Origin of the sequence: Prevotella sp. HMSC077E09, assembly GCF_001814685.1 — a bacterium.
GTDB classification, from domain to species: Bacteria; Bacteroidota; Bacteroidia; order Bacteroidales; family Bacteroidaceae; genus Prevotella; species Prevotella oris.
In genome coordinates this window covers 1-20,365 of sequence record NZ_KV817550.1, presented here as the reverse complement: position 1 = coordinate 20,365, position 20,365 = coordinate 1, and the positions used below count along the sequence as shown (strand labels likewise).

16 protein-coding genes are annotated in these 20,365 nt (G+C 42.0%); 10 read left to right on the top strand and 6 right to left on the bottom strand.

Features of this window, described 5'->3' with window-relative positions; translation table 11 throughout:
- Positions 1-496: 496 nt before the first annotated feature.
- Positions 497-1,672, bottom strand: coding sequence for an alkaline phosphatase family protein (locus tag HMPREF2983_RS05930; protein WP_018920405.1), 1,176 nt, complete (start codon positions 1,670-1,672; stop codon positions 497-499).
- A gap of 137 nt (positions 1,673-1,809) precedes the next feature.
- Here HMPREF2983_RS05930 and HMPREF2983_RS05925 point away from each other — a divergent pair, with 137 nt between their 5' ends.
- The 8 genes from HMPREF2983_RS05925 to HMPREF2983_RS05890 all read left to right on the top strand — a co-directional run bounded on the left by HMPREF2983_RS05925 (position 1,810) and on the right by HMPREF2983_RS05890 (position 9,958).
- Positions 1,810-2,307: a helix-turn-helix domain-containing protein gene (locus tag HMPREF2983_RS05925; protein ID WP_004376399.1), complete on the top strand. Its 498-nt coding sequence runs from the start codon at positions 1,810-1,812 to the stop codon at positions 2,305-2,307.
- 80 nt (positions 2,308-2,387) lie between these two features.
- Positions 2,388-4,322, top strand: coding sequence for a dipeptidyl-peptidase 3 family protein (locus tag HMPREF2983_RS05920; RefSeq protein ID WP_070667363.1), 1,935 nt, complete (start codon positions 2,388-2,390; stop codon positions 4,320-4,322).
- Positions 4,323-4,334: 12 nt separating this feature from the next.
- The gene (locus HMPREF2983_RS05915; RefSeq protein ID WP_039873176.1) at positions 4,335-4,949 is read left to right on the top strand and encodes a DNA alkylation repair protein; all 615 of its coding nucleotides are present in this window, start codon (positions 4,335-4,337) and stop codon (positions 4,947-4,949) included.
- 82 nt (positions 4,950-5,031) lie between these two features.
- Complete coding sequence (locus HMPREF2983_RS05910; RefSeq protein WP_039873175.1) at positions 5,032-5,481, top strand: Fur family transcriptional regulator; 450 nt, start codon at positions 5,032-5,034, stop codon at positions 5,479-5,481.
- A 51-nt stretch (positions 5,482-5,532) separates the two neighbouring features.
- Positions 5,533-6,810, top strand: a complete 1,278-nt coding sequence (locus HMPREF2983_RS05905; protein WP_070667362.1) for an adenylosuccinate synthase — start codon at positions 5,533-5,535, stop codon at positions 6,808-6,810.
- A gap of 16 nt (positions 6,811-6,826) precedes the next feature.
- Complete coding sequence (hisS, locus tag HMPREF2983_RS05900; RefSeq protein ID WP_070667361.1) at positions 6,827-8,191, top strand: histidine--tRNA ligase; 1,365 nt, start codon at positions 6,827-6,829, stop codon at positions 8,189-8,191.
- 76 nt (positions 8,192-8,267) lie between these two features.
- Entirely contained in the window at positions 8,268-9,260 is a 993-nt protein-coding gene (locus HMPREF2983_RS05895) for a rhamnogalacturonan acetylesterase (protein ID WP_070667360.1), read from the top strand.
- A 140-nt stretch (positions 9,261-9,400) separates the two neighbouring features.
- Positions 9,401-9,958, top strand: coding sequence for an NADH peroxidase (locus tag HMPREF2983_RS05890; RefSeq protein ID WP_004376384.1), 558 nt, complete (start codon positions 9,401-9,403; stop codon positions 9,956-9,958).
- 459 nt (positions 9,959-10,417) lie between these two features.
- On the opposite strand, the gene abc-f is transcribed toward HMPREF2983_RS05890, so the two are convergent.
- Together abc-f and yihA are read right to left on the bottom strand one after the other, a co-directional pair.
- The gene (gene abc-f / locus HMPREF2983_RS05885; protein ID WP_070667359.1) at positions 10,418-12,199 is read right to left on the bottom strand and encodes a ribosomal protection-like ABC-F family protein; all 1,782 of its coding nucleotides are present in this window, start codon (positions 12,197-12,199) and stop codon (positions 10,418-10,420) included.
- Positions 12,199-12,795, bottom strand: a complete 597-nt coding sequence (gene yihA / locus HMPREF2983_RS05880) for a ribosome biogenesis GTP-binding protein YihA/YsxC (protein WP_004374149.1) — start codon at positions 12,793-12,795, stop codon at positions 12,199-12,201. The genes abc-f and yihA overlap by 1 nt, the downstream gene beginning before the upstream one ends.
- A 68-nt stretch (positions 12,796-12,863) precedes the next feature.
- On the opposite strand from yihA, the gene HMPREF2983_RS05875 reads away from it, so the two are divergent.
- Positions 12,864-13,847, top strand: a complete 984-nt coding sequence (locus tag HMPREF2983_RS05875) for a Gfo/Idh/MocA family protein (RefSeq protein ID WP_004374150.1) — start codon at positions 12,864-12,866, stop codon at positions 13,845-13,847.
- A gap of 7 nt (positions 13,848-13,854) precedes the next feature.
- On the top strand, positions 13,855-14,931 hold the full coding sequence (locus HMPREF2983_RS05870) for a DUF4421 domain-containing protein (RefSeq protein WP_070667358.1): 1,077 nt from the start codon (positions 13,855-13,857) through the stop codon (positions 14,929-14,931).
- 490 nt (positions 14,932-15,421) lie between these two features.
- Here HMPREF2983_RS05870 and HMPREF2983_RS05865 read toward each other — a convergent pair whose 3' ends face one another.
- Genes HMPREF2983_RS05865 through HMPREF2983_RS05855 form a run of 3 tightly spaced genes read right to left on the bottom strand, consistent with a single transcriptional unit; the run spans position 15,422 to position 20,013 of the window.
- Positions 15,422-16,276, bottom strand: a complete 855-nt coding sequence (locus HMPREF2983_RS05865; protein WP_371441338.1) for an N-acetylmuramoyl-L-alanine amidase-like domain-containing protein — start codon at positions 16,274-16,276, stop codon at positions 15,422-15,424.
- A 15-nt stretch (positions 16,277-16,291) separates the two neighbouring features.
- Positions 16,292-18,490, bottom strand: coding sequence for a RelA/SpoT family protein (locus HMPREF2983_RS05860; protein WP_070667356.1), 2,199 nt, complete (start codon positions 18,488-18,490; stop codon positions 16,292-16,294).
- Positions 18,491-18,492: 2 nt separating this feature from the next.
- A complete protein-coding gene (locus HMPREF2983_RS05855; RefSeq protein ID WP_070667355.1) occupies positions 18,493-20,013 on the bottom strand; it encodes a DUF4301 family protein in 1,521 nt (506 codons plus the stop codon).
- Positions 20,014-20,365 lie beyond the last annotated feature (352 nt).

Here is a 20,365-nt window from a genome sequence, read left to right as displayed (position 1 = left end):
TAATATATAATATTAATATTATATATTATAATAATGCTAATAATTATCATATATAATCCCCTGTAAATCTATCAATCTGTAAGCATTCATTCTCTCTCTTATGTATCATGCGCAATTATGCATTGTGAATTAGCATATGGTGCTAAACGTTACATGTAATATGTAATATGTAATATTTTAGATTTATGATGGTTCTCTTTTCCTGATTTCTCATTGAATATTTCTCATTTTGTGTCCCCAAAAAAAATTACATATTACATGTTACATGTAACATTTTGCGTGTTACATTAAGTCTGAGCGTATCTGGATATGTGCCGAAACCACATGCAATCTTAGTCTTCAGAAAATTTATTTTTTTTTGACTGCCACACATCCCCGATTATTTGGTTTTTCAGATTTTTTTTATTATCTTTGTCGTTGGATGTGAATGGAGATGTGTGGCTGTCTGTCGCTGTAATTGTAGGGCTGTGGTCGGTGTGAAAGCAATGCGCTTTGTTTAGTTCAGCAGGGGGCTCACTTCCTGGAAGTTTCCGTCGTTGGGCGCGGGAGTTATCCCGATGAGGTGGCACAGAAGGGCGTAGACATTGACATTTTGGAAGTGTGGGTAAGTGATATGTCGGAAGCTCGGGCCCATGGCTCTGAAAATGGCTTGCATGTCGCTGTAGGTAGGGTCGTAGCCGTGCATGCCGCCTGTTTTGACCTTGTCGTCGGTTACCAGCCACCCCTCTTGCGGGTCTACAACGATATCGCCGATGTTCACGTGTGTTCCATAATGCAGGTAAGCCGGAATGTCTTTCTTGCGCCATACCCGCTGATGCGGCAGGTCTTTCAAGGCATTGTAAACCGAGTCTACATAGCCTTTCTTGCAATAGATTTGTGCGGGCAGGTTGCCTTCAACGCGTTCATACCATTTCGGGTTAAGATATTTTTTGCATTCTATTTTTCGCTCGGGGCTCACCAATGTCATGCCGTGGTCGGAAACAACAATGAGGTTGACACTGTCTTTGCGCGGTCCTTGCTGGATGTTTTCCCATAAGTCCTGTAAGTGAGCATCCATGTTTCTGAGTGCATCCTTGGTGTGTGGGCTCTGTGGGCCGAAGTCGTGGCCTTGGTGGTCAGGCTCCTCGAAATAAATCATGATGAGGTCGGGGGCGCTTTTTGCGTTGATGGCTTGTGAAGCTAATGTGATGCGTTCGCTCACGGTGAGATGATGCTGATTGTAGTTGAACCACACATCGGGATAGAGGTTCTTCACTTTGACATCACTTCCGGGCCAATGATAGGTGAAAACGCGTTTGCCTTGTTTTTTGGCAGTAACCCATATCGGTTCTCCTCCGTAGAATCTGCTGTCAGTTTTAGTCTTGGGGTTGCCGAGAGAAAATATCTGTCCGTCCTTTCTGTTGACAAATGAGTTTGCTATAATGCCATGGTGGTCGGGATAAAGTCCTGTTGCAAGTGTATAATGATTAGGGAAAGTTTTGGAGGGATAGGAGGGAATCAGTCCCGATTTGACACCATTCTCAGCCATATAGTTTAAGAAAGGCGTCTCATACCATTCGGGATAGTCCCAACGGCAACCATCAAGAGAAACGATAATGGTATAAAAATCTTTACGTGCCAAGCATGGAGTTGTAAAGAAAAAGATGAGCAGGATGGTAAGTATTTTCTTCATGTCTTTTGTTATTTAAGTGATTTGATATCACAAAGATAGCCTTTTTTATAAAATAAATGTCGAAAGACTTGATAAATTAATTTATTATATTTAAATTTGCAACGGAAAGGAGGAAAATAATTAATTTTTTTAGTATTATGGCAAAGTATAACATTACGGAGAAGCGGGAAAAGGAGGCGGTATACCGTACTCTTGTCAGGCCCGGTCTGATGGATGAATTGAAAGAAAAAATCCTTGATATTATTCTTATTCAGAAGAAATATAAGGATAAGGATTACTCTGCCAAGAAGCTCGCTGACGAGTTAGGTACAAACACGCGTTATATTTCAGCTGTTGTAAACGTAAAGTTTCACATGAACTATACTTCTTTCGTTAATAAATATCGAATAGAAGAAGCGATGACACTTCTGGCTGACAAACGCTACAAGGAACTGAACATGGAAGATATTTCCGACATGGTAGGTTTCTCTAATCGTCAGTCTTTTTACGCTTCATTTTTCAAACTGAATGGTTGTACGCCGCGCGACTACAAGCTTCGTCATTTCCAGCAGAACGCTGTACAGACAGAGGTGCCGAAGAAACGGGGAAGAAAGCCTGGTTCGAAAAATGTTGCAAAGGCATTGAGTGTAGAATGAATTTCTCTGATAGGATGAAGTCCACAGGAAGATGAATGTGTCTTTCTGTGGGCTTTATTGTTGAATTTAATGATTAATAAATGAATTATATAGATGAAAAGTTTGCCGACATCCAGTTGTTGAGGTATAAATTGGAAGGTTTTGAAGCTCTGAGGCTTCAACAGAAAATATATATATATTATCTGTCGAAGGCTGTTCTTTCAGGCAGAGACATCACGTTTGACCAATTTGGAAAATATAATCTTAGCATTCGCAAGGTGCTTGAAAGTATTTTCCTTCTTTACAACGGCAGCCGTGACACTCATGACTTTCAGGCGTTGACAGTCTATTTGAAACGAGTGTGGTTCTCAAATGGTATCTATCATCACTATGGGTGTGATAAATTCAAACCTGAATTCAGTAGGGACTTTTTTTGTGATGCCTACAATAGCCTTTCCTATGAACAGTTGGCATTAGGGTCAGAGGAAGAAAAGAACAATTTGCTGAATGAAATTCTGCCGGTTATCTTTGATGCTGACTATTTGCCAAAGCGTGTTAACAAGGCTGAAGGCGTAGACCTCATCAAGACGTCTGCCTGCAACTTCTATGAAGATGTTTCGCAAAGTGAGGTTGAAAGTTTTTATAATGGCATGAAGGTGGAGGGAGATGCTCGTCCTGTTTCCTATGGACTTAATTCTAAGTTGACCAAGCAAAACGGGAAGTTGACAGAGCTTGTCTATAAGGCAAATGGCATGTATGGCAATAAAATCCGTCAAATCATCCATTGGCTGACGAAGGCTTCTCAATATGCTGAAAATGAACAGCAGAAGAAGGTTATAGCCATTTTGATAAAGTTTTATCAGACGGGCGACCTTAAACACTTTGACGAGTATTCTATTGAGTGGCTGAAAGAGCAGGAAGGACAAGTTGATTTCATCAATGGCTTCATAGAAGTTTATGGTGACCCCTTGGGATTGAAAGGCTCGTGGGAGGGGATTGTTGAGTATAAGGATGCTGAGGCAACAAAGCGTACTCGTCTGATCAGCGAGAATGCGCAGTGGTTTGAAGACCATTCCCCTGTGGACAGGAGGTTTAAGAAAAAGACTGTTCGGGGCGTGACGGCAAATGTCATTTGTGCGGCAATGCTCGGAGGAGACGAATATCCCTCTACAGCTATAGGTATAAATCTTCCGAATGCCGACTGGATTAGAGCAGAGCATGGTTCTAAAAGTGTCACCATTGGAAACCTCACAGATGCCTATAGTAAGGCTTCGCGAGGGAATGGATTCATGCAGGAGTTTGTCATTGATGATGAAACGCGGGCGCTCATTGATAGATATGGAGACTTGTGTGATGAACTTCATACGGATTTGCATGAGTGTCTTGGACATGGCAGTGGGCAGTTGTTGAAGGAAACGGATCCCGATGCACTGAAAGCTTACGGAAATACGATAGAAGAGGCGCGTGCCGATTTGTTTGGACTGTATTATCTGGCTGATGACAAGTTGGTTGAGTTGGGACTGACTCCAGATAGGGAAGCCTATAAAAGCCAATATTATACTTATATGCAAAATGGTCTGCTGACACAGGCCGTAAGAATAGAATTGGGTAATGACATCGAAGAGGCACACATGAGAAATCGGGCATTGATAGCCAATTGGGCACTCGATATGGATGTAGAACAGCAGATAGTTGCATTAGAGATGCATGGCGGAAAGCATTATGTGTCGGTGAAGGATTACGAAGGCTTGAGAGGAATTTTTGCCTGTCAGTTGGGCGAAATACAACGTATCAAGAGTGAAGGTGATTTCAATGCAGCTCGGGCATTGGTTGAAAAATATGCCGTTCACATAGACTCTCAGTTGCATCGGGAGATTCTTGAACGCTATGAAAAGTTGGGGATAGCCCCTTATAAAGGCTTTTTGAACCCGTGGATGAAGCCTGAATATGATGAAAATGGCAATATTGTGAACATCAAGTTGGATTATACAGAAAGCTATGTACATCAGATGATGCGTTATTCAAGTGAATATTAATGTAAAGTGAGAATGTATATGAAGTTGAATGATAAGTTGAAGAAAATTAAGCAAAGCTTCAGACTTTATATGAATGGGCCTGCTTCTCAGTCTATGCGTGAGAAGGGCCTGAATTACAATGTCAATTGGGGCGTACCATTGATAAACCTTCATGAAATGGCCAAGGAATATGGAAAGGATTATGAACTTGCCGTTGCTTTGTTTAAGGAGAATGTGCGTGAATGCAAGATTCTTGCCACATTGATTATGCCAGCCGATAGAATGGAGGCTGATTTGGCTGAAGTTTGGTTGGAACAGACCCGCACACAGGAAATTGCCGAAATGTTGGCCATGAATCTTTTCCAACATGTGGATTATGCCTCTGTTCTTGCTTTTGAATGTATTGCTTCAGAGAATAATCTCTATCAGATTTGTGGTTTCAATCTTTTGGGTAGATTGTTCGGAAAGGGGCTGGAACCCAATGAACGTGGTATTAATGAATTCTTGGATCAAGCAGCTGTAGCACTGAGTAATGAAAATATGGGTGTTAAACATGCTGCTATGAACGCCATTTTGAGTTTCGCAGAGTTGGGGAATGACTATGAAATGATTGTCAGGAAGGCCTTGCATGGCGTTGTTGAGATTTAAAGTGAAAATTATGTTATTATATTTCTCAATCTGATATAAAATTACTAATTTTGTATGTTGAATTGTTTCAAACAATTATTCAATGGCAAGAGAGGAAACCCAACGGGCTTACGATGTTCTGAATAAGTTTCTGAAATCGGATAATCACCGCAAAACTCCTGAACGTTATGCAGTGTTGGATGCTATCTACAGTATGGATAGCCTTTTCACCATGGATGCCTTAAATGAGGCTTTGAATGAGAAAAGATTTAGGGTGAGCAGGGCAACTCTTTATAATTGTATGAATTTATTTCTGAAGTTAGGGCTCGTAGTCAGGCATCATCTTCAGGATGCCATAGTCTATGAGGCGGCATTCTCTGCACAGGGGTATGTTCGGCTGATTTGCCGGATGTGTGGAAGGGTTACGGAACAGAAGAACCTGGAACTTGAGAAAACAATTGGAGAAATGAAAATCAGCCGTTTTCGTAAAGATAATTTCACGCTCTATTTATATGGAGTTTGTGGTAAATGTCAATCAAAAAAGATACGTTAAAACACATATGAAGTCAATATGAAGTCAAAAAGCAATAATCTATAGGATAAAATGAATACAACAGGTAAAGTTGATGTCCTGCTCGGTTTGCAGTGGGGGGATGAAGGAAAAGGGAAAGTAGTTGATGTCTTGACACCGAACTATGATGTTGTAGCGCGCTTTCAGGGTGGTCCTAATGCAGGCCACACATTAGAGTTTGAAGGCCAGAAATATGTGCTTCGCTCAATTCCTTCAGGTATCTTCCAAGGTGGTAAGGTAAATATCATCGGTAATGGAGTTGTGCTTGCCCCTGATTTGTTTATGGGAGAAGCCAAGGACTTGGAGAAAAGTGGTCATCCTTTGAAAGAGCGTCTGCATATATCTAAGAAAGCTCACCTCATTATGCCGACACATCGCCTTTTAGACCGTGCCTATGAAGCAGCTAAGGGAAAGGCTAAAGTGGGTACTACGGGGAAAGGAATAGGCCCGACTTACACTGATAAGATAAGCCGTAATGGTTTGAGAGTAGGGGATATTATTGAGAACTTTCAAGAAAAATATGCTGCTCACAAGGCGCGTCACATGAAGATGCTGGAAGCGCTGGGCTGGATAGACTTCGAAGGTCTCGATGAGGTTGAAAAGACGTGGATGGAAGGAGTTGATTATATGTGCCAGTTCCATTTTGTTGATTCTGAGCACGAAATCAACAATATCCTGCGTTCAGGGAAAAGCATTCTGTGTGAAGGTGCTCAGGGAACTATGCTTGACGTGGATTTTGGCTCTTACCCATTCGTTACATCCTCCAATACCGTTTGTGCGGGAGCCTGCACCGGTTTGGGAATAGGTCCTAACAAGATAGGAGAAGTTTATGGTATCATGAAGGCTTATTGCACTCGTGTTGGTGCAGGCCCTTTCCCTACAGAGCTTTTTGATGAAACAGGCAAAATGCTTCGTGACCTTGGTCATGAATATGGTGCCGTGACAGGACGTGAACGCCGTTGTGGTTGGGTAGACCTCATTCAATTGCGTTATTCCATTATGATTAATGGTGTTACCCAGCTGATACTCATGAAGAGTGATGTGCTTGATTCCTTTGAAACAATCAAGGCATGCGTGGCGTATAAACTGAAAGATGGAAGCCTTACGGAGGAATTGCCTTACGAACTTGAAGGTGTTGAACCTGTCTATAAGGACTTCCCTGGTTGGAAGACGGATATGACTAAGTTTACTGAACAATCACAATTCCCACAGGCGTTCCATAATTACATTAAGTTTTTAGAGGATTTCCTGGAGACACCCATAAAGATAGTCTCTATAGGGCCTGACAGAGAACAGACTGTTATTTTATAAAAAAATAGAAGAATATATGGCACAAAAACCATCCATTCCAAAGGGAACCCGGGATTTCGGGCCGGAGGAAATGGCAAAAAGAAATTATATTTTCAATACTATAAAGGATGTTTATGCCCTTTATGGTTTTCAGCAGATAGAAACGCCTGCAATGGAAACCTTACAGACGCTCATGGGAAAGTATGGTGAAGAAGGTGATAAACTGCTTTTCAAAATACTGAATTCCGGTGATTATCTGAATAAGGTTACAGATGAAGAGCTAAGCGAACGTAATCCGCTTCACTTGGCCTCAAAGCTATGTGAAAAAGGACTTCGTTATGATTTGACAGTTCCTTTTGCGCGCTATGTTGTGATGCACCGTGAAGAACTTCAATTGCCCTTCAAACGCTATCAGATACAACCTGTGTGGCGTGCAGACCGTCCACAGAAAGGCCGTTATCGTGAATTCTACCAGTGTGATGCAGATGTTGTTGGTTCTGATTCCTTGTTGAACGAGGTTGAACTGATGCAGATTGTTGACACTGTCTTTACAAAATTCGGTGTAAGAGTTCAGATAAAGATTAATAACCGAAAGATACTTACGGGCATTGCTGAGGTTATCGGAGAAGCTGACAAGATCGTTGATATAACAGTCGCTATTGATAAACTCGACAAAATAGGTCTCGATAATGTCAATGCAGAGCTGAAGGCTGATGGTATCAGTGACGAGGCTATAGAGAAGCTTCAGCCTATCATTTCTTTGGAAGGAACGAATGAGGACAAACTCAATACCATTGCTAAAGTGCTTGAAGGTTCTGATGTAGGACTGAAAGGTGTTGAAGAAACGAGGTTCATCCTTGATGCTTTGAAGGTTACAGGGTTGAACAATGAAATACAACTCGATTTGACACTGGCCCGTGGACTCAACTACTATACGGGAGCTATCTTTGAGGTGAAAGCACTTGATACACCAATGGGAAGTATCACAGGTGGTGGTCGTTACGATAATCTTACAGGTATCTTCGGCATGCCGGGCTTGAGTGGTGTCGGTATCTCATTTGGTGCAGACCGAATTTATGATGTTTTGAATGCACTTGACCTCTATCCCAAAGAGGCAGTTAATGCCACACAAGTCTTATTTATCAACTTTGGTGAGAAAGAGACTGCTTATTGTCTTCCTTTTGTTGCCAAGGCTCGAAAGGCTGGTATTCGTACGGAAATATTCCCAGACAAGGCAAAGATGAAAAAGCAAATGAGCTATGCAAATGCTAAGAATATTCCTTACGTGGTGCTTGCAGGTGAAAATGAAATCAATGAAGGAAAGCTTATGCTGAAGGATATGCAGACAGGTGAACAGACATTGATTACAATTGATGAGCTGATAGCTACTGTTTCTAAGTAAAACTTTAATAGGGTAGAAATGGCAGAAACTATTTCTACCCTTTATAAATATAATCTAACTACTTAATAATTGTCATATGAAACACTCTCTTTATATCTTAATTGTATTCTTACTTGTTGTTTTGATAGCAACCGATAAGCATAAACCAGTTGTTTATATTATTGGTGATTCAACTGCGGCAGAGAAGAATAATCCGCTTGGAAATCCAGAAAGAGGGTGGGGAATGATGTTGCAAGGGTGCTTTACGGAGGATGTTATCGTGAGCAATCATGCTGTCAATGGCAGATCGAGCAAGAGTTTTCGTGATGAAGGGCGGTGGCAGAAGATACTTGAAAGCCTGAAGCCTGGTGACTATGTAATTATTCAATTTGGGCATAATGACTCAAAACCTGACGTAGAACGGCACACAGACCCCAATACAACTTTTGCAGAAAATCTTGAACGCTATGCTCAGGAAACCAAAGCAAAAGGGGCAGTTCCCATATTGATGAGCCCTGTTGCACGTAGGTGTTTCTACCAGATACCTGATAGAAACATTGACGATGAAAAGTTGAGAACAGCGGCCTATGGAGACGAACAGACAAACAGTGACACTCTTGTCGACACTCATGGTGCCTATCGTTGGGTTGCACGACGGGTTGCCCAAAAGCTGAAGGTATGCTATATTGATGCTAATGCCATTACTTCTCAAATAGAACAACGTCATGGGGTTGTCGGAAGTAGGAAGTTACATGTATGGCTGAAGCCTGGTGAATGTGCTTCCATCCCGCAAGGAAGGAAAGACAATACACATTATAATATATATGGTGCCTTTACGGTTGCTAATGCATTGGCAGAAGCCATAGGTGAACAGATATCGGAATTGAAGCCTTATATCAGGCATTATGATGCTGTAGTTTCAACTCGTGGGCGAGGCAATTACTTTTCTTTAGACAGTGCCCTCTCCCATAAGCCAGCGAAAGGAACCTATCATGTGCTTGTCATGGATGGCCAGTGGAAAGGGACAAAAGGGCTGTCTGACAAGAGTTTGAAAATTACGTTATATGGGCAGGTGAAGATATATCGCTAAAGACATATAGTGAAAAAAGCTTAAACATTTGCTGTTTACAGGCGAAGTATTTTGCTTTTAGCATGTTTTACGCTATCTTTGCAAACAAGAATAGGATTAATGGTAATACAAAACACGTAAAATTAAAAAACAAAAACATTATGAAGAAGAAATTTATTTGTACGGTATGTGGTTATATTCATGAAGGTACTGAGGCTCCTGAGCAGTGTCCAATCTGTAAGGCTGACAAGAGTAAGTTCAAGGAAATGGAGGTTACTGACGGCGAATTGAAGTTTGCAACCGTTCATTATCTTGGCGCAGCTTACAAAGAAGGTGTTTCTGAAGAATTGATTCAGCATTGCAAGGAGACATTTGCAGGCGAGTGCAGTGAGGTTGGTATGTATCTTGCCATGGCACGCCAAGCTGATCGTGAAGGCTATCCAGAAATTGCCCGTGCCTATGAGCATTATGCTTATGAAGAGGCTAACCACGCAAGCCGTTATGCAGAACTGTTAGGTGAGGTGCTTGCCGATACAAAGGCAAATCTTGAAGCTCGTATTGCAGCTGAACAGGGTGCATGTGCTGAAAAGTTTGAGTTTGCAAAGAAGGCTAAGGCTGAAGGCAACGACACTCTCCATGACACTATCCACGAAATGGCTAAGGATGAGGCTCGCCATGCAGCTGGTTTTGCCGGTCTTTATAAGAGATTTTTCAAGTAGTTTCCGCAAAGCCAACTCTGAGAAGCCCTTTCTTGTAAAAGAAGGAGTTTGAAAATATAAGCCATGTCTGACTTTTTACAAAGTCGGATGTGGCTTTTTCATATTTCCACTCATAGGCAGTAAGGCCTCTTTGAAGATTAAGTTGTAAATCTCAAACAAGCCATATTTGTGTATTCTTTCCTCAACATGCGCTTTGTTTTATAACAGCTTGCAAGTTGTTGATTATCATGTCATTATGTATTATGCCTCAAGTGGCTTTATGTTTTGCGTCAAATCATCGTGCAATCTGCCTCAAGTTACCCTGCAATCTGCGTCAAGTTACGCTGTGTTTTGCATCAAGTTGCGTGGCAATCTGAATTAGGTTACACCTCAGGTCTTTTGATATTGCCAAATCACGTCTGTTTTCTCATCTTTTGTTTCTGTAGATAGTTGTTCTTTATCACTAAGCGTCTGTCTTGTTTACGCAAGTTCGGAAAGTTCCAACCACCGCATGCTTTTCTCATCTAACAGCTCTCTCAATGCAGGGAGTTGTTTGCTTTTCTCTGTCAGTTCGTCTACGGATAAAGCGCCGGAGCACAAATCTTCTTCTATTTTCTTGCATTCTTTTTCCAACTGTTCGATGTCTTTTTCCAACTGTTCAAACTCTCGCTTTTCCTTGAAAGTCATCTTTTTGCGGTCGTCATGATGATAGTTGACTTTGGCTTTCACCTCTTTTGTCTTGCTGTTTTTCTCTGTTTCTTCCTTTGATTTCAGCTGTGACCACTCGCGATACTGCGTATAGTTGCCTGGGAAATCGGCTATCTGACCATTTCCCTTGAACACCAACAGGTGGTCGATGACTTTGTCCATGAAGTAGCGGTCATGGCTGACAATGATTACACAGCCAGGAAAATCCTGCAGATATTCCTCTAATACCTGTAAAGTTTGAATGTCAAGGTCGTTGGTCGGTTCGTCTAATACAAGGAAATTAGGGTTCTTCATCAGAACCGTACAAAGGTAGAGCTTGCGTCGTTCACCGCCGCTGAGCTTGTAAACATAGTTGTGTTGTTGCTCAGGAGTGAACATAAAATATTGCAGGAACTGTCTTGCTGTCATGTGTCGGCCACCCCCTAAGTCTATATAGTCAGCAATTTCCGTGATAACATCAATGACTTTCTGTTGTTCGTCAAATTTTAATCCTTCCTGTGAGAAATAACCAAATCGAACGGTTTCACCAATATCAAACTTGCCACTGTCGGGCTTTACCAAACCCAACAGCATTTTAATGAAGGTTGATTTTCCTGTTCCGTTATTGCCTACGATGCCCATTTTCTCGAAGCGGGCAAAGTTATAGTAGAAGTCCTTCAGAATGACATTTTCCAGGCTCCAGGCTTTGCTGACATACTGACATTCAAAGATTTTAGAGCCAATATAGACATTGTTGGCTTTCAAACGCAGTTGCCGTTCTTCGATACGTTGCTTGGCTTTGGCCTCCAAGTCATAGAAAGCCTCTTCTCTATAGCGTGCCTTATGACCACGTGCCTGCGGCATGCGCCTCATCCAGTCAAGCTCTTTACGATAAAGGTTGTTTGCACGGGCAATCTCTGCTCTTGTGTTGTCAATTCGTTCCTGCCTTTTTTCAAGATAGTAACTGTAGTTGCCTCGATAGGTATATATGGTTTGATTGTCGAGTTCAAAAATGATATTGCACACTCGGTCAAGGAAGAAACGGTCGTGGGTCACCATTAGCAAAGTTTTATTTCCACGGTTCAGATAGCCTTCAAGCCATTCAATCATCTCCAAGTCAAGGTGGTTGGTAGGCTCATCCAAAATGATGAAGTCGGGTTCTGTAATGAGAACATTGGCTAAGGCCACGCGTTTTTGTTGCCCACCGCTAAGCTGTCCCATGGGCTTTTGCAGATCTGTAATCTTCAACTGCGTAAGAACCTGCTTGGCTTTCAATATCTTTTCAGGACTCTCTTCATGATTGAAGCAGGCGTCAAGCACGCTCTCTCCCATGTCAAACTTAGGACATTGCTCGAGATAACCGATGCGCAGGTCATTGCGGTAGATGCAGGCGCCACCGTCCTTGCTTTCTTTCCCCGTGAGAATAGAGAGCAGTGTGGACTTCCCGGTACCGTTTTGTGCAACGAGTCCGACCTTTTGTCCCTCGGCAATTGAAAAGGAAATACGGTCAAAGAGAACCTGGGCACCAAAGTGTTTTGTCAGCTCCTGAACGTCAAGATAGGGTATCTGTGCCATTATAGCGATTTGTTTATTTCATCAATATAGGCAAGGAGTTCTTCGCGTCCCAGCTTTTTCTCTGAAGAAGTAATATAGTAAGGTGGGAGAGTTTCCCATCTGTCCTTCAGTTGTTCCAACCATTTCTGTGCATTCTGTTTAGCTTTTCCCGGGCCTAATTTGTCTGCTTTCGTAAACACAATGGTGAAAGGAACATTGCTTTCTCCGAGCCAATCAATAAACTCACGGTCTATTTTCTGCTGTTCATGCCTTATATCTATCAATACAAATACGTTGATAAGCTGCTTGCGTTGCAGGATATAGGATGCAATCATCTGTTCCAATTTCTGCTGTACAGTCTTTGAACGTTTGGCAAAGCCATAGCCTGGAAGATCAACAAGATACCATTCATTGTTGATGATGAAATGATTAATCAGAAGTGTTTTCCCTGGAGTTGCGGAGGTCTTGGCCAATCCTTTATGGTTGCAGAGCATATTGATAAGGCTCGATTTTCCAACGTTTGAACGCCCGATAAAAGCATATTCGGGTTTGTCATCCTTTGGACATTTGCTCACTGTTGGGGCTGAAATGACGAATTCAGACTTCTTGATTTCCATATTATTATCAGTTTTTTATTTGCAAAGATAGTAAAAAATATTATCTTTGCAGGTAAAACAAGGATAATATGAAGCTGATCAGTTGGGGATTTATCGGTTGTGGAGAAGTGACGGAAAAGAAATCCGGTCCGGCCTTTGATGAGGTCGAAGGTTCACATGTCGAGGCCGTGATGAGTCGCAGTGAGGCTAAGGCCCGTTCCTATGCTGAACGTCATCATATTCGTAAATGGTATACTGATGCACAGGAACTTATTGATGACCCTGATGTCAATGCCATTTATATTGCGACACCTCCGTCAAGCCATGCCACGTTTGCTATCATGGCAATGAAGGCTGGCAAGCCTGTTTATGTGGAGAAACCCTTGGCAGCAAGCTATGAGGACTGTGCCCGGATTAACCGTATCAGTGAGCAGACAGGCGTGCCATGTTTCGTTGCTTATTATCGTCGTTACCTTCCTTATTTTCAGGAAGTGAGGAATATTCTCTCTCAAAATGTTATAGGCAACGTGACCAATGTACAGATACGTTTCTCCGTTCCACCGCGTGATTTAGACTATCAAAGCACAGAGAAGCTTCCTTGGCGACTGCAGCCGGATATTGCAGGAGGCGGTTATTTCTACGATCTTGCCCCACATCAGTTGGATATCCTGCAGGAACTGTTTGGTGTAATCACCCGTGCACATGGTTATTGTGCCAATCGTGCCCATCTGTATAAGGCCGAAGATACAATCAGTGCGTGCTTTCTTTTTGAAAGTGGACTGCCGGGAAGCGCTTCCTGGTGCTTTGTCGGACATCAGAGTGCAAGGGAGGATTGTATTGAAATCATTGGTGAGAAAGGGTCACTTTCATTCTCCGTGTACAACTATGACCCTATCAGACTTGTTACAAGTGAGGGAACAAGCAATATCGTTGTGCCTAATCCTCCTTATGTTCAGTTGCCGATTATCAAGTCGGTGATAGAGGATTTGCAGGGATTTGGTGCCTGCACATGTACTTCGGTCAGTGCGACTCCCGTGAATTGGGTAATGGATAGGATATTAGGTAAATTCTAATGATGTAATGGACATAAGGAAATTATCTGCTATTACCATTTTTCTATGTTTTTCGATATCGTCCTTTGCAGGTGGATATCATCTTAAAAACCGTTTCCTCGATAAGCTTTACAGCATAGCAAAGGACTTCTCTCGGATTGATACAGACTATATTGAACCTCAGAAATACAATTATGCAGTCATGCTTCAGAATACCAATACCTATGAAATGTATCGTATTGCGAACAGTCTGCATCAAAGTGTGGATTTAGCTCCAGACCCAAGTTACAAGATTGGCCCATATTTTGGTTGGCGTTGGATATTCTTGGGTTACACGTTGGACGTAACCCATTTGTCGAGCAGAAACAAACGAAAGGGAATTGATCTCAGCCTTTACAGTAATCAGTTGGGGATTGATCTTTTCTATAGAACTACGGGTGATGACTATCATATCAGGAAGATAGACCTTAATGATAACCAGAAAATTGATGTCAGTTCGTTAAAGGGAGTGAACTTTGCCGGCTTACATGCTGATATACGTGGTTTCAACTTGTACTACATTACTAATCATAAGAAATTCTCATATCCGGCAGCTTTCAGTCAGAGTACTTGTCAGATAAAGAGTGCTGGTTCGCCTATTCTGGGCATAGGTTATACGCATCAGAAGCTTTCTATGGATTGGGAGGCTCTCTATGATGTGGTGACCAATCATTTGGGACCGGTTGAAGGGCTTGACAAGGCGAGGTTAGACAGTGCCGGCATATCTGTCAGTCGTGTCAAATATGATAACTATTCAGTCATGGGGGGCTATGGATATAACTGGGTTTTTGCCCGCCATTGGCTCTTTGATGTGTCTCTTTCGGCTTCTCTTGCCTATTTACACACGATCAGTGAGGCCGAGAAACAGCAGAATTTCTTTCGTTTCAATAAGTTTACTATTGATGGTATTGCCCGCTTTGGTGTTGTTTATAACAATTCAAAATGGTTTGCCGGGATGAGTTCAATCTTCCATACTTATAATTATCATGAACGGGAGTTCTCTACCAACAGTGTATTTGGAAGTGTGAATTTCTATATCGGTTTCAACTTTGGAAAGAAGAAATAGTTTACTTATATTGCTGTCCGGTAGAAACAAATTGGATGTCTGCAATCCGTTTGTCTATAAGCAATACAAACACTTTTACTCTGTGTGGGCTTGCATTTCACCAAGTATTAAAAATGGTATCATCGGCTCGTTACGACATTGGGAAATCTCGGAAAACGAGAAAAATGGGGGCTTCGGGGCATCCCGAAAGGTTGAAATTCAGAAAAACAATGCTTCGGGATGTCCCGATGAGTTGTTTTCTTGAAAAATGAGCCGTCGGGGAGTCCCGAAGCCTCAAAATCTGAAAAACAGGTTTTCGGGGAGTCCCGAAGCTTCAAAATCTGAAAAAACAAGCTTTCGGGGAGTCCCGAAACATATTTATCACTTATTAAATTACAGACTTATGGAAATCAGAACAATCCAAGAAGACAAGAGGGTGTATCAAAGCTTTACCTTCGGCACACCCTGACTTTTATATGCGGAAAAGGGTTTACCGGACAGCAATATTTACTTATTTGTTCTTTCCACTCCTAACAATGCGTATGCCAATCTGCATAGGATGCTTTGACATATAGGTGCGTAAGAGCATCGGTTCTTCGACAACCTTATGCCTGATTTGGCTTGCATTGAGCATATGCAGACCGTCTTTGTGCCATACCGCAATCCCAATATGGCTGGTGTCAAGCCCTTTCTTAGACGTGATAATGGCAATGATGTCTCCATCTTTTATGGTCTTACGATAGAGACGGTTATCGGCTATCTGCGCTTTGGGTATATAGTGAAACTTCTTCCCGGTCAGCTGTTGTTCCATTTTAGAAATTGCCTGTATCCATTCCGGGTGTGCTTTCAGCATAGGATAATTGTCAATATGCTGGCTCATATAGTCCACATCCAACGTCTGTACTTTTGTGAATGGTGCACTGTTCGCTTGAATTTCATGAACGAAGCCAAGTTTTGTGTTGTCAGAAATCCACGCTGTAAAGTAGTGCAGACGAGTAGGGTAATCCACTTTTCCTCCTTCGTATCTAAGCATTCGGAGATAATAACAGAAGTCTGCAAATGTCGGTAGCTTCTTGTTTTCTGTGCATAGTGTGAGTGCGAGTACGTTTTCTACGTAAGTAGTACAGTCCAATTGCCGTAGATTAACAATCAGCTGCTCCTGTTTGTTCACTTCTAATGTCTGTGCAACATATGGAACACCAATCAATTGCCGGGCATAGAAAAGTATAATATTTTTGTCTTTCGGAAGTTTTTTCCCCTGTTCCAACAGCTTCATGACTTTGATGCTGTCTGCTTTCGTATAGCAAACAGCAGCATTCAGATGCACTGATATTATGAAGAACAATGCCAAGAAGATTTTCCTTATCACTTTGTTTATAATCTAAATTCTTATAATCTGTTTGACTCCTTTTACCGTTTTCAGTTTTTTGATAAGTTGATTGAGTTTGCTGTTGTCTTCAATCATCAATACTACGTTGCCACTGAACAAGCCATCGTGTGAGTCAATATTGATGGATCGCATGGTAAGTTTATCCTCCTTAGAGATGATATTGGTGATGTTGCTGACAATTCCGATGTCATCATTGCCAATGATGCGTAATGTAATGGCATACTGACTGCTTCCTTTTCCACTCCATTTAGCTTTCACAATGCGATAGCCGAAGCGCTTGCGGAGTTCTGGGGCATTAGGGCAAGTGTTGCGATGGATAGTAATTCCCCCGCTGACTGTTACGAAACCAAAAACATCGTCGCCATAGATAGGATGACAGCATTGTGCCAGTTTATAGTCAATACCTTTCAGGTTACGGTCAATCACCAGTACATCATCTTCCTTATAGGCAAATTTCTCGTTTGGGTTCTTGTATTCAAAGTTTTCTGCACTCTCTGCTTGTCGCGTGCCACTGTCATGGTCGCGAACTTCTATATAGCGTTCAATAACCGTGTTGGCATCTAATTTTTCATCAGCAATGTCTTTATAGAAGTCTGACGTTTCCTTATACCCTAATTTCTTGATGATATGCGACATCAGGCTTTCTTCTATCTCAATCTTCTTATTCTTGAATCTTCTTTCAAGAAGTTCTTTGGCATAAAGTCCATCCTTAGCCTGCGTTTCTTTCAGTGCAAGACGGATTTTTGCTTTTGCTTTTGAACTTTTCACAATGTTGAGCCAGTCGCGTTTAGGCTTTTGGTTGCTCTGTGTCAGAATCTCAACCGTGTCACCAGAATGCAGCTTTTCCCTGAAACTGACAGCTTTTCCATTGATTTTTCCACCGGTACATGTGTTGCCAATATTGGAATGAATATAGTAAGCAAAGTCTAAAATGGTTGCACCCTTGGGGAATTTCAATAAATCTCCCTTTGGTGTAAACACATAAACTTCGTCTTCATAGAGGTCCATCTTGAACTGATCCATCAGTTGAAGGTCATCATTATTTTCCAAGGCAGACCGTATATTGGCCAACCATTCGTCGATGCTGCCTTCACTTTTGATGCCTTTATATCGCCAATGAGCTGCCAGTCCGTGTTCGGCAATTTCATCCATGCGCTCAGTACGGATTTGCACTTCAACCCATTTGTTCTCTGGCCCAAGTACAGTGATATGCAGACTCTCGTAGCCATTGCTCTTCGGTACGCTGAGCCAATCGCGCAAGCGCTTGGGGTTGGGTTGGTACATGTCTGTGATGATAGAGTAGACCTGCCAACATTGCATCTTCTCTTTCTCTAAGGGAGAGTCCAAGATGATGCGAATGGCAAAGAGATCGTAGATGCCTTCGAACTTGCATTTCTGTTTCTTCATCTTCTGCCAGATAGAGTGAATGCTCTTCGTTCGTCCCTTCATGTGGAATTTCAGGCCTGCATTTTTTAGCTGTTCCTCTATTGGCCCGATAAACCGTTTGATATAAGCATCGCGGGAAGTCTTGGTCGCATTCAGCGAATCCTTTATCATATAGTAGGCATCATGCTCAAGGTATTTGAGGCTTAAATCTTCTAATTCACTCTTCAGTTTATACAAACCAAGTTTGTGAGCGAGTGGAGCATAGAGATAACTTGCCTCTTCGCTCACTTCCTTTTGAGCCTCTTTCGCTTCCGTATCACGGATTTGACGCATGAGATTCACTCTGTCTGCAATCATAATCAGAATGACACGCATGTCTTCAGAGAATGATATCAGCAGGTTTCTGAAGTTCTCACTCTCTATGATGGGGTTCTTCTTGTAGAGGTTATGGATTTTAACCAGACCATGAATAATGTGAGCTACGCTGGTTCCGAATTTTGTTTCTGTGTCCTCAAGGGTCAGATGACCATTGAGGACAAGTGTAAAGAGCATGGTGGCAAGCACGCCATCGCGTTTCAGGCCAATCTCGTCTACGGCAATCTGTGCCGTGCGTAAAGCCTGGAGTATGGGGTTAAGTCCGAAAATGTCACGCTGTATGTGTCCCTCAACGATAGCTGTTGTCAACTGTTCACGCAGTTGCTGTTCGTCATCGCTCTTCAAAGTTTCACCTATAATATCACGAAGATGATTGAGAATCTCCGTTGTTTCTTCGAGTTCTGATTTTGTAAATTCGAATTTCTCCATGTTTATTGATGTTGTTCCCTCAGAAGATCGTTCACGGTCTTGACGGGATTGAACGTTTCAAGAGGTACTTCTACGAATATTGTGTTCCAGTCGCTCATAGCACCATTCCACAAACCTGGCAGTTCAAGCGCTTTCAGTTCGCGTCCGTCCTTGCTCTTGTTGCTGATGAAACCTGTTGAATGATCTATGTAATCTGGTAAATGGAAAGCATGTCCCTGATAGTCTTTGATAGCACAAACCAAGTCGACTGGATTGAAGTGTGTGCCATTTCTGAACATCTTCATATATTCCTCGTTGGCGGTATCTATCTGACTGCTCTCCAAAATCTGCAGGCTTACAGTGCCGTCCTGATTATAAGTAAGGAAAGGTCCACCGCCAGGTTCGCCTACATTCTTCACGACACCACACACGCGGATAGGGCGGTTAAGTTTTGTTCTAAGGTATTTTGCTAATTCAGCATCAGTCAGTTTGTCAATGCCGGTCTTTCTGCAGCATAAGTCATTCTGCACGAAACGTTTGATTTCTTCAAGCTCTTCATGACTGTATTTCCCTGTGTCGAGCAATGCAAGATAGTTGAAAATCTTCAGCTGTATGTCCACGAGTATGCCGGCAAGCAGTTGCTTGTAAGTCACGGTCGACGGTTTGAGCCTGTCAGGTACGACGTTGTCGATATTCTTGATAAACACGATGTCAGCGTCAATCTCATTGAGATTTTCTATCAATGCACCATGTCCGCCGGGACGGAAAAGCATACTTTGGTCTACATTTCTGAAAGGAGTATTGTCCGTATTGGCTGCAATCGTATCCGTACTTGGCTTTTGTTCGGAAAAACTGATATTGTATGACACTCCGAACTTCTTTGCAAGATGGTCTGCCTTCTCTTTAACCTTAGCCTTGAACAAAGCCAAATGGTCATGACTTACAGTGAAATGAACATTGGCCTCACCGTTACAGTTAGCATAGAGTGCCGCTTCCACAAGGTGCTCTTCCATTGGAGTGCGTGGCCCATCCTCATAGTTGTGGAATAACAGCAGGCCCTTTGGAAGGCTGCCATAATTCAATCCGGCCGGTTGCAATAGATTGGCAACGATATCCTTATAGCGTCCTTCTGCAATCAAGTCAACAATATCTTTGCCTTGGTTGGCTTTACATGCCTCGTTCAAAGCATCTTTGAAAGCGAAATGTTCTATCTCGGCAAAGAATGTCTTCTCAAAATCTGTGGTCGGAACTTCATAAGGTGAGGAGAGAAAAGCAAACATATTCTTGAACATTCTGCTGGCTGCACCGCTGGCAGGAACGAATTTTACAATCTTATGCGGACGCTCTTTATATTGCTTCCATTGTTGAATGAAAGCGTCACGTTCTTCATTTGAGGGAGCAACTATGCCATTCCCGACAGATGCTGCAGCTTCAAGGCGCAGAAAGGGAAAGCCTTCTGCTATCTGTTTTAACTGTTTTTCCACTTGCTTCTCACTGATACCACGTGAAGCTAACTGTTTGAGGTCTTGCTTTGATAGTGTCATATTTCTTTCGATTAGATTAAAAAAATCAATTATCATCTACAAATTTACAATATTTTTTATTATTCCTCACAAAAGAAGATGAAATGAATATTAAAATCATCATATTTTCTTTATTCGTCAATTTGCATCATCTTTTATGGCAACATTCTACGTTTAGCATGTTGGAAAGGGATGATTTGCAGGGCAATGATTTTACCTATAGCTGCCAATAGCAGTGATGAAAGTTGAAAACTTTATTTTTTAACGCAGCTTTGTGATATTTTGTGTAGGCTTGTTTTGACTGTAACAGTTTTGTTTTGTCTGTAAATATTGTTCTTAGTTTTTAACACTTGGTAGTTTCAACTACCAAATG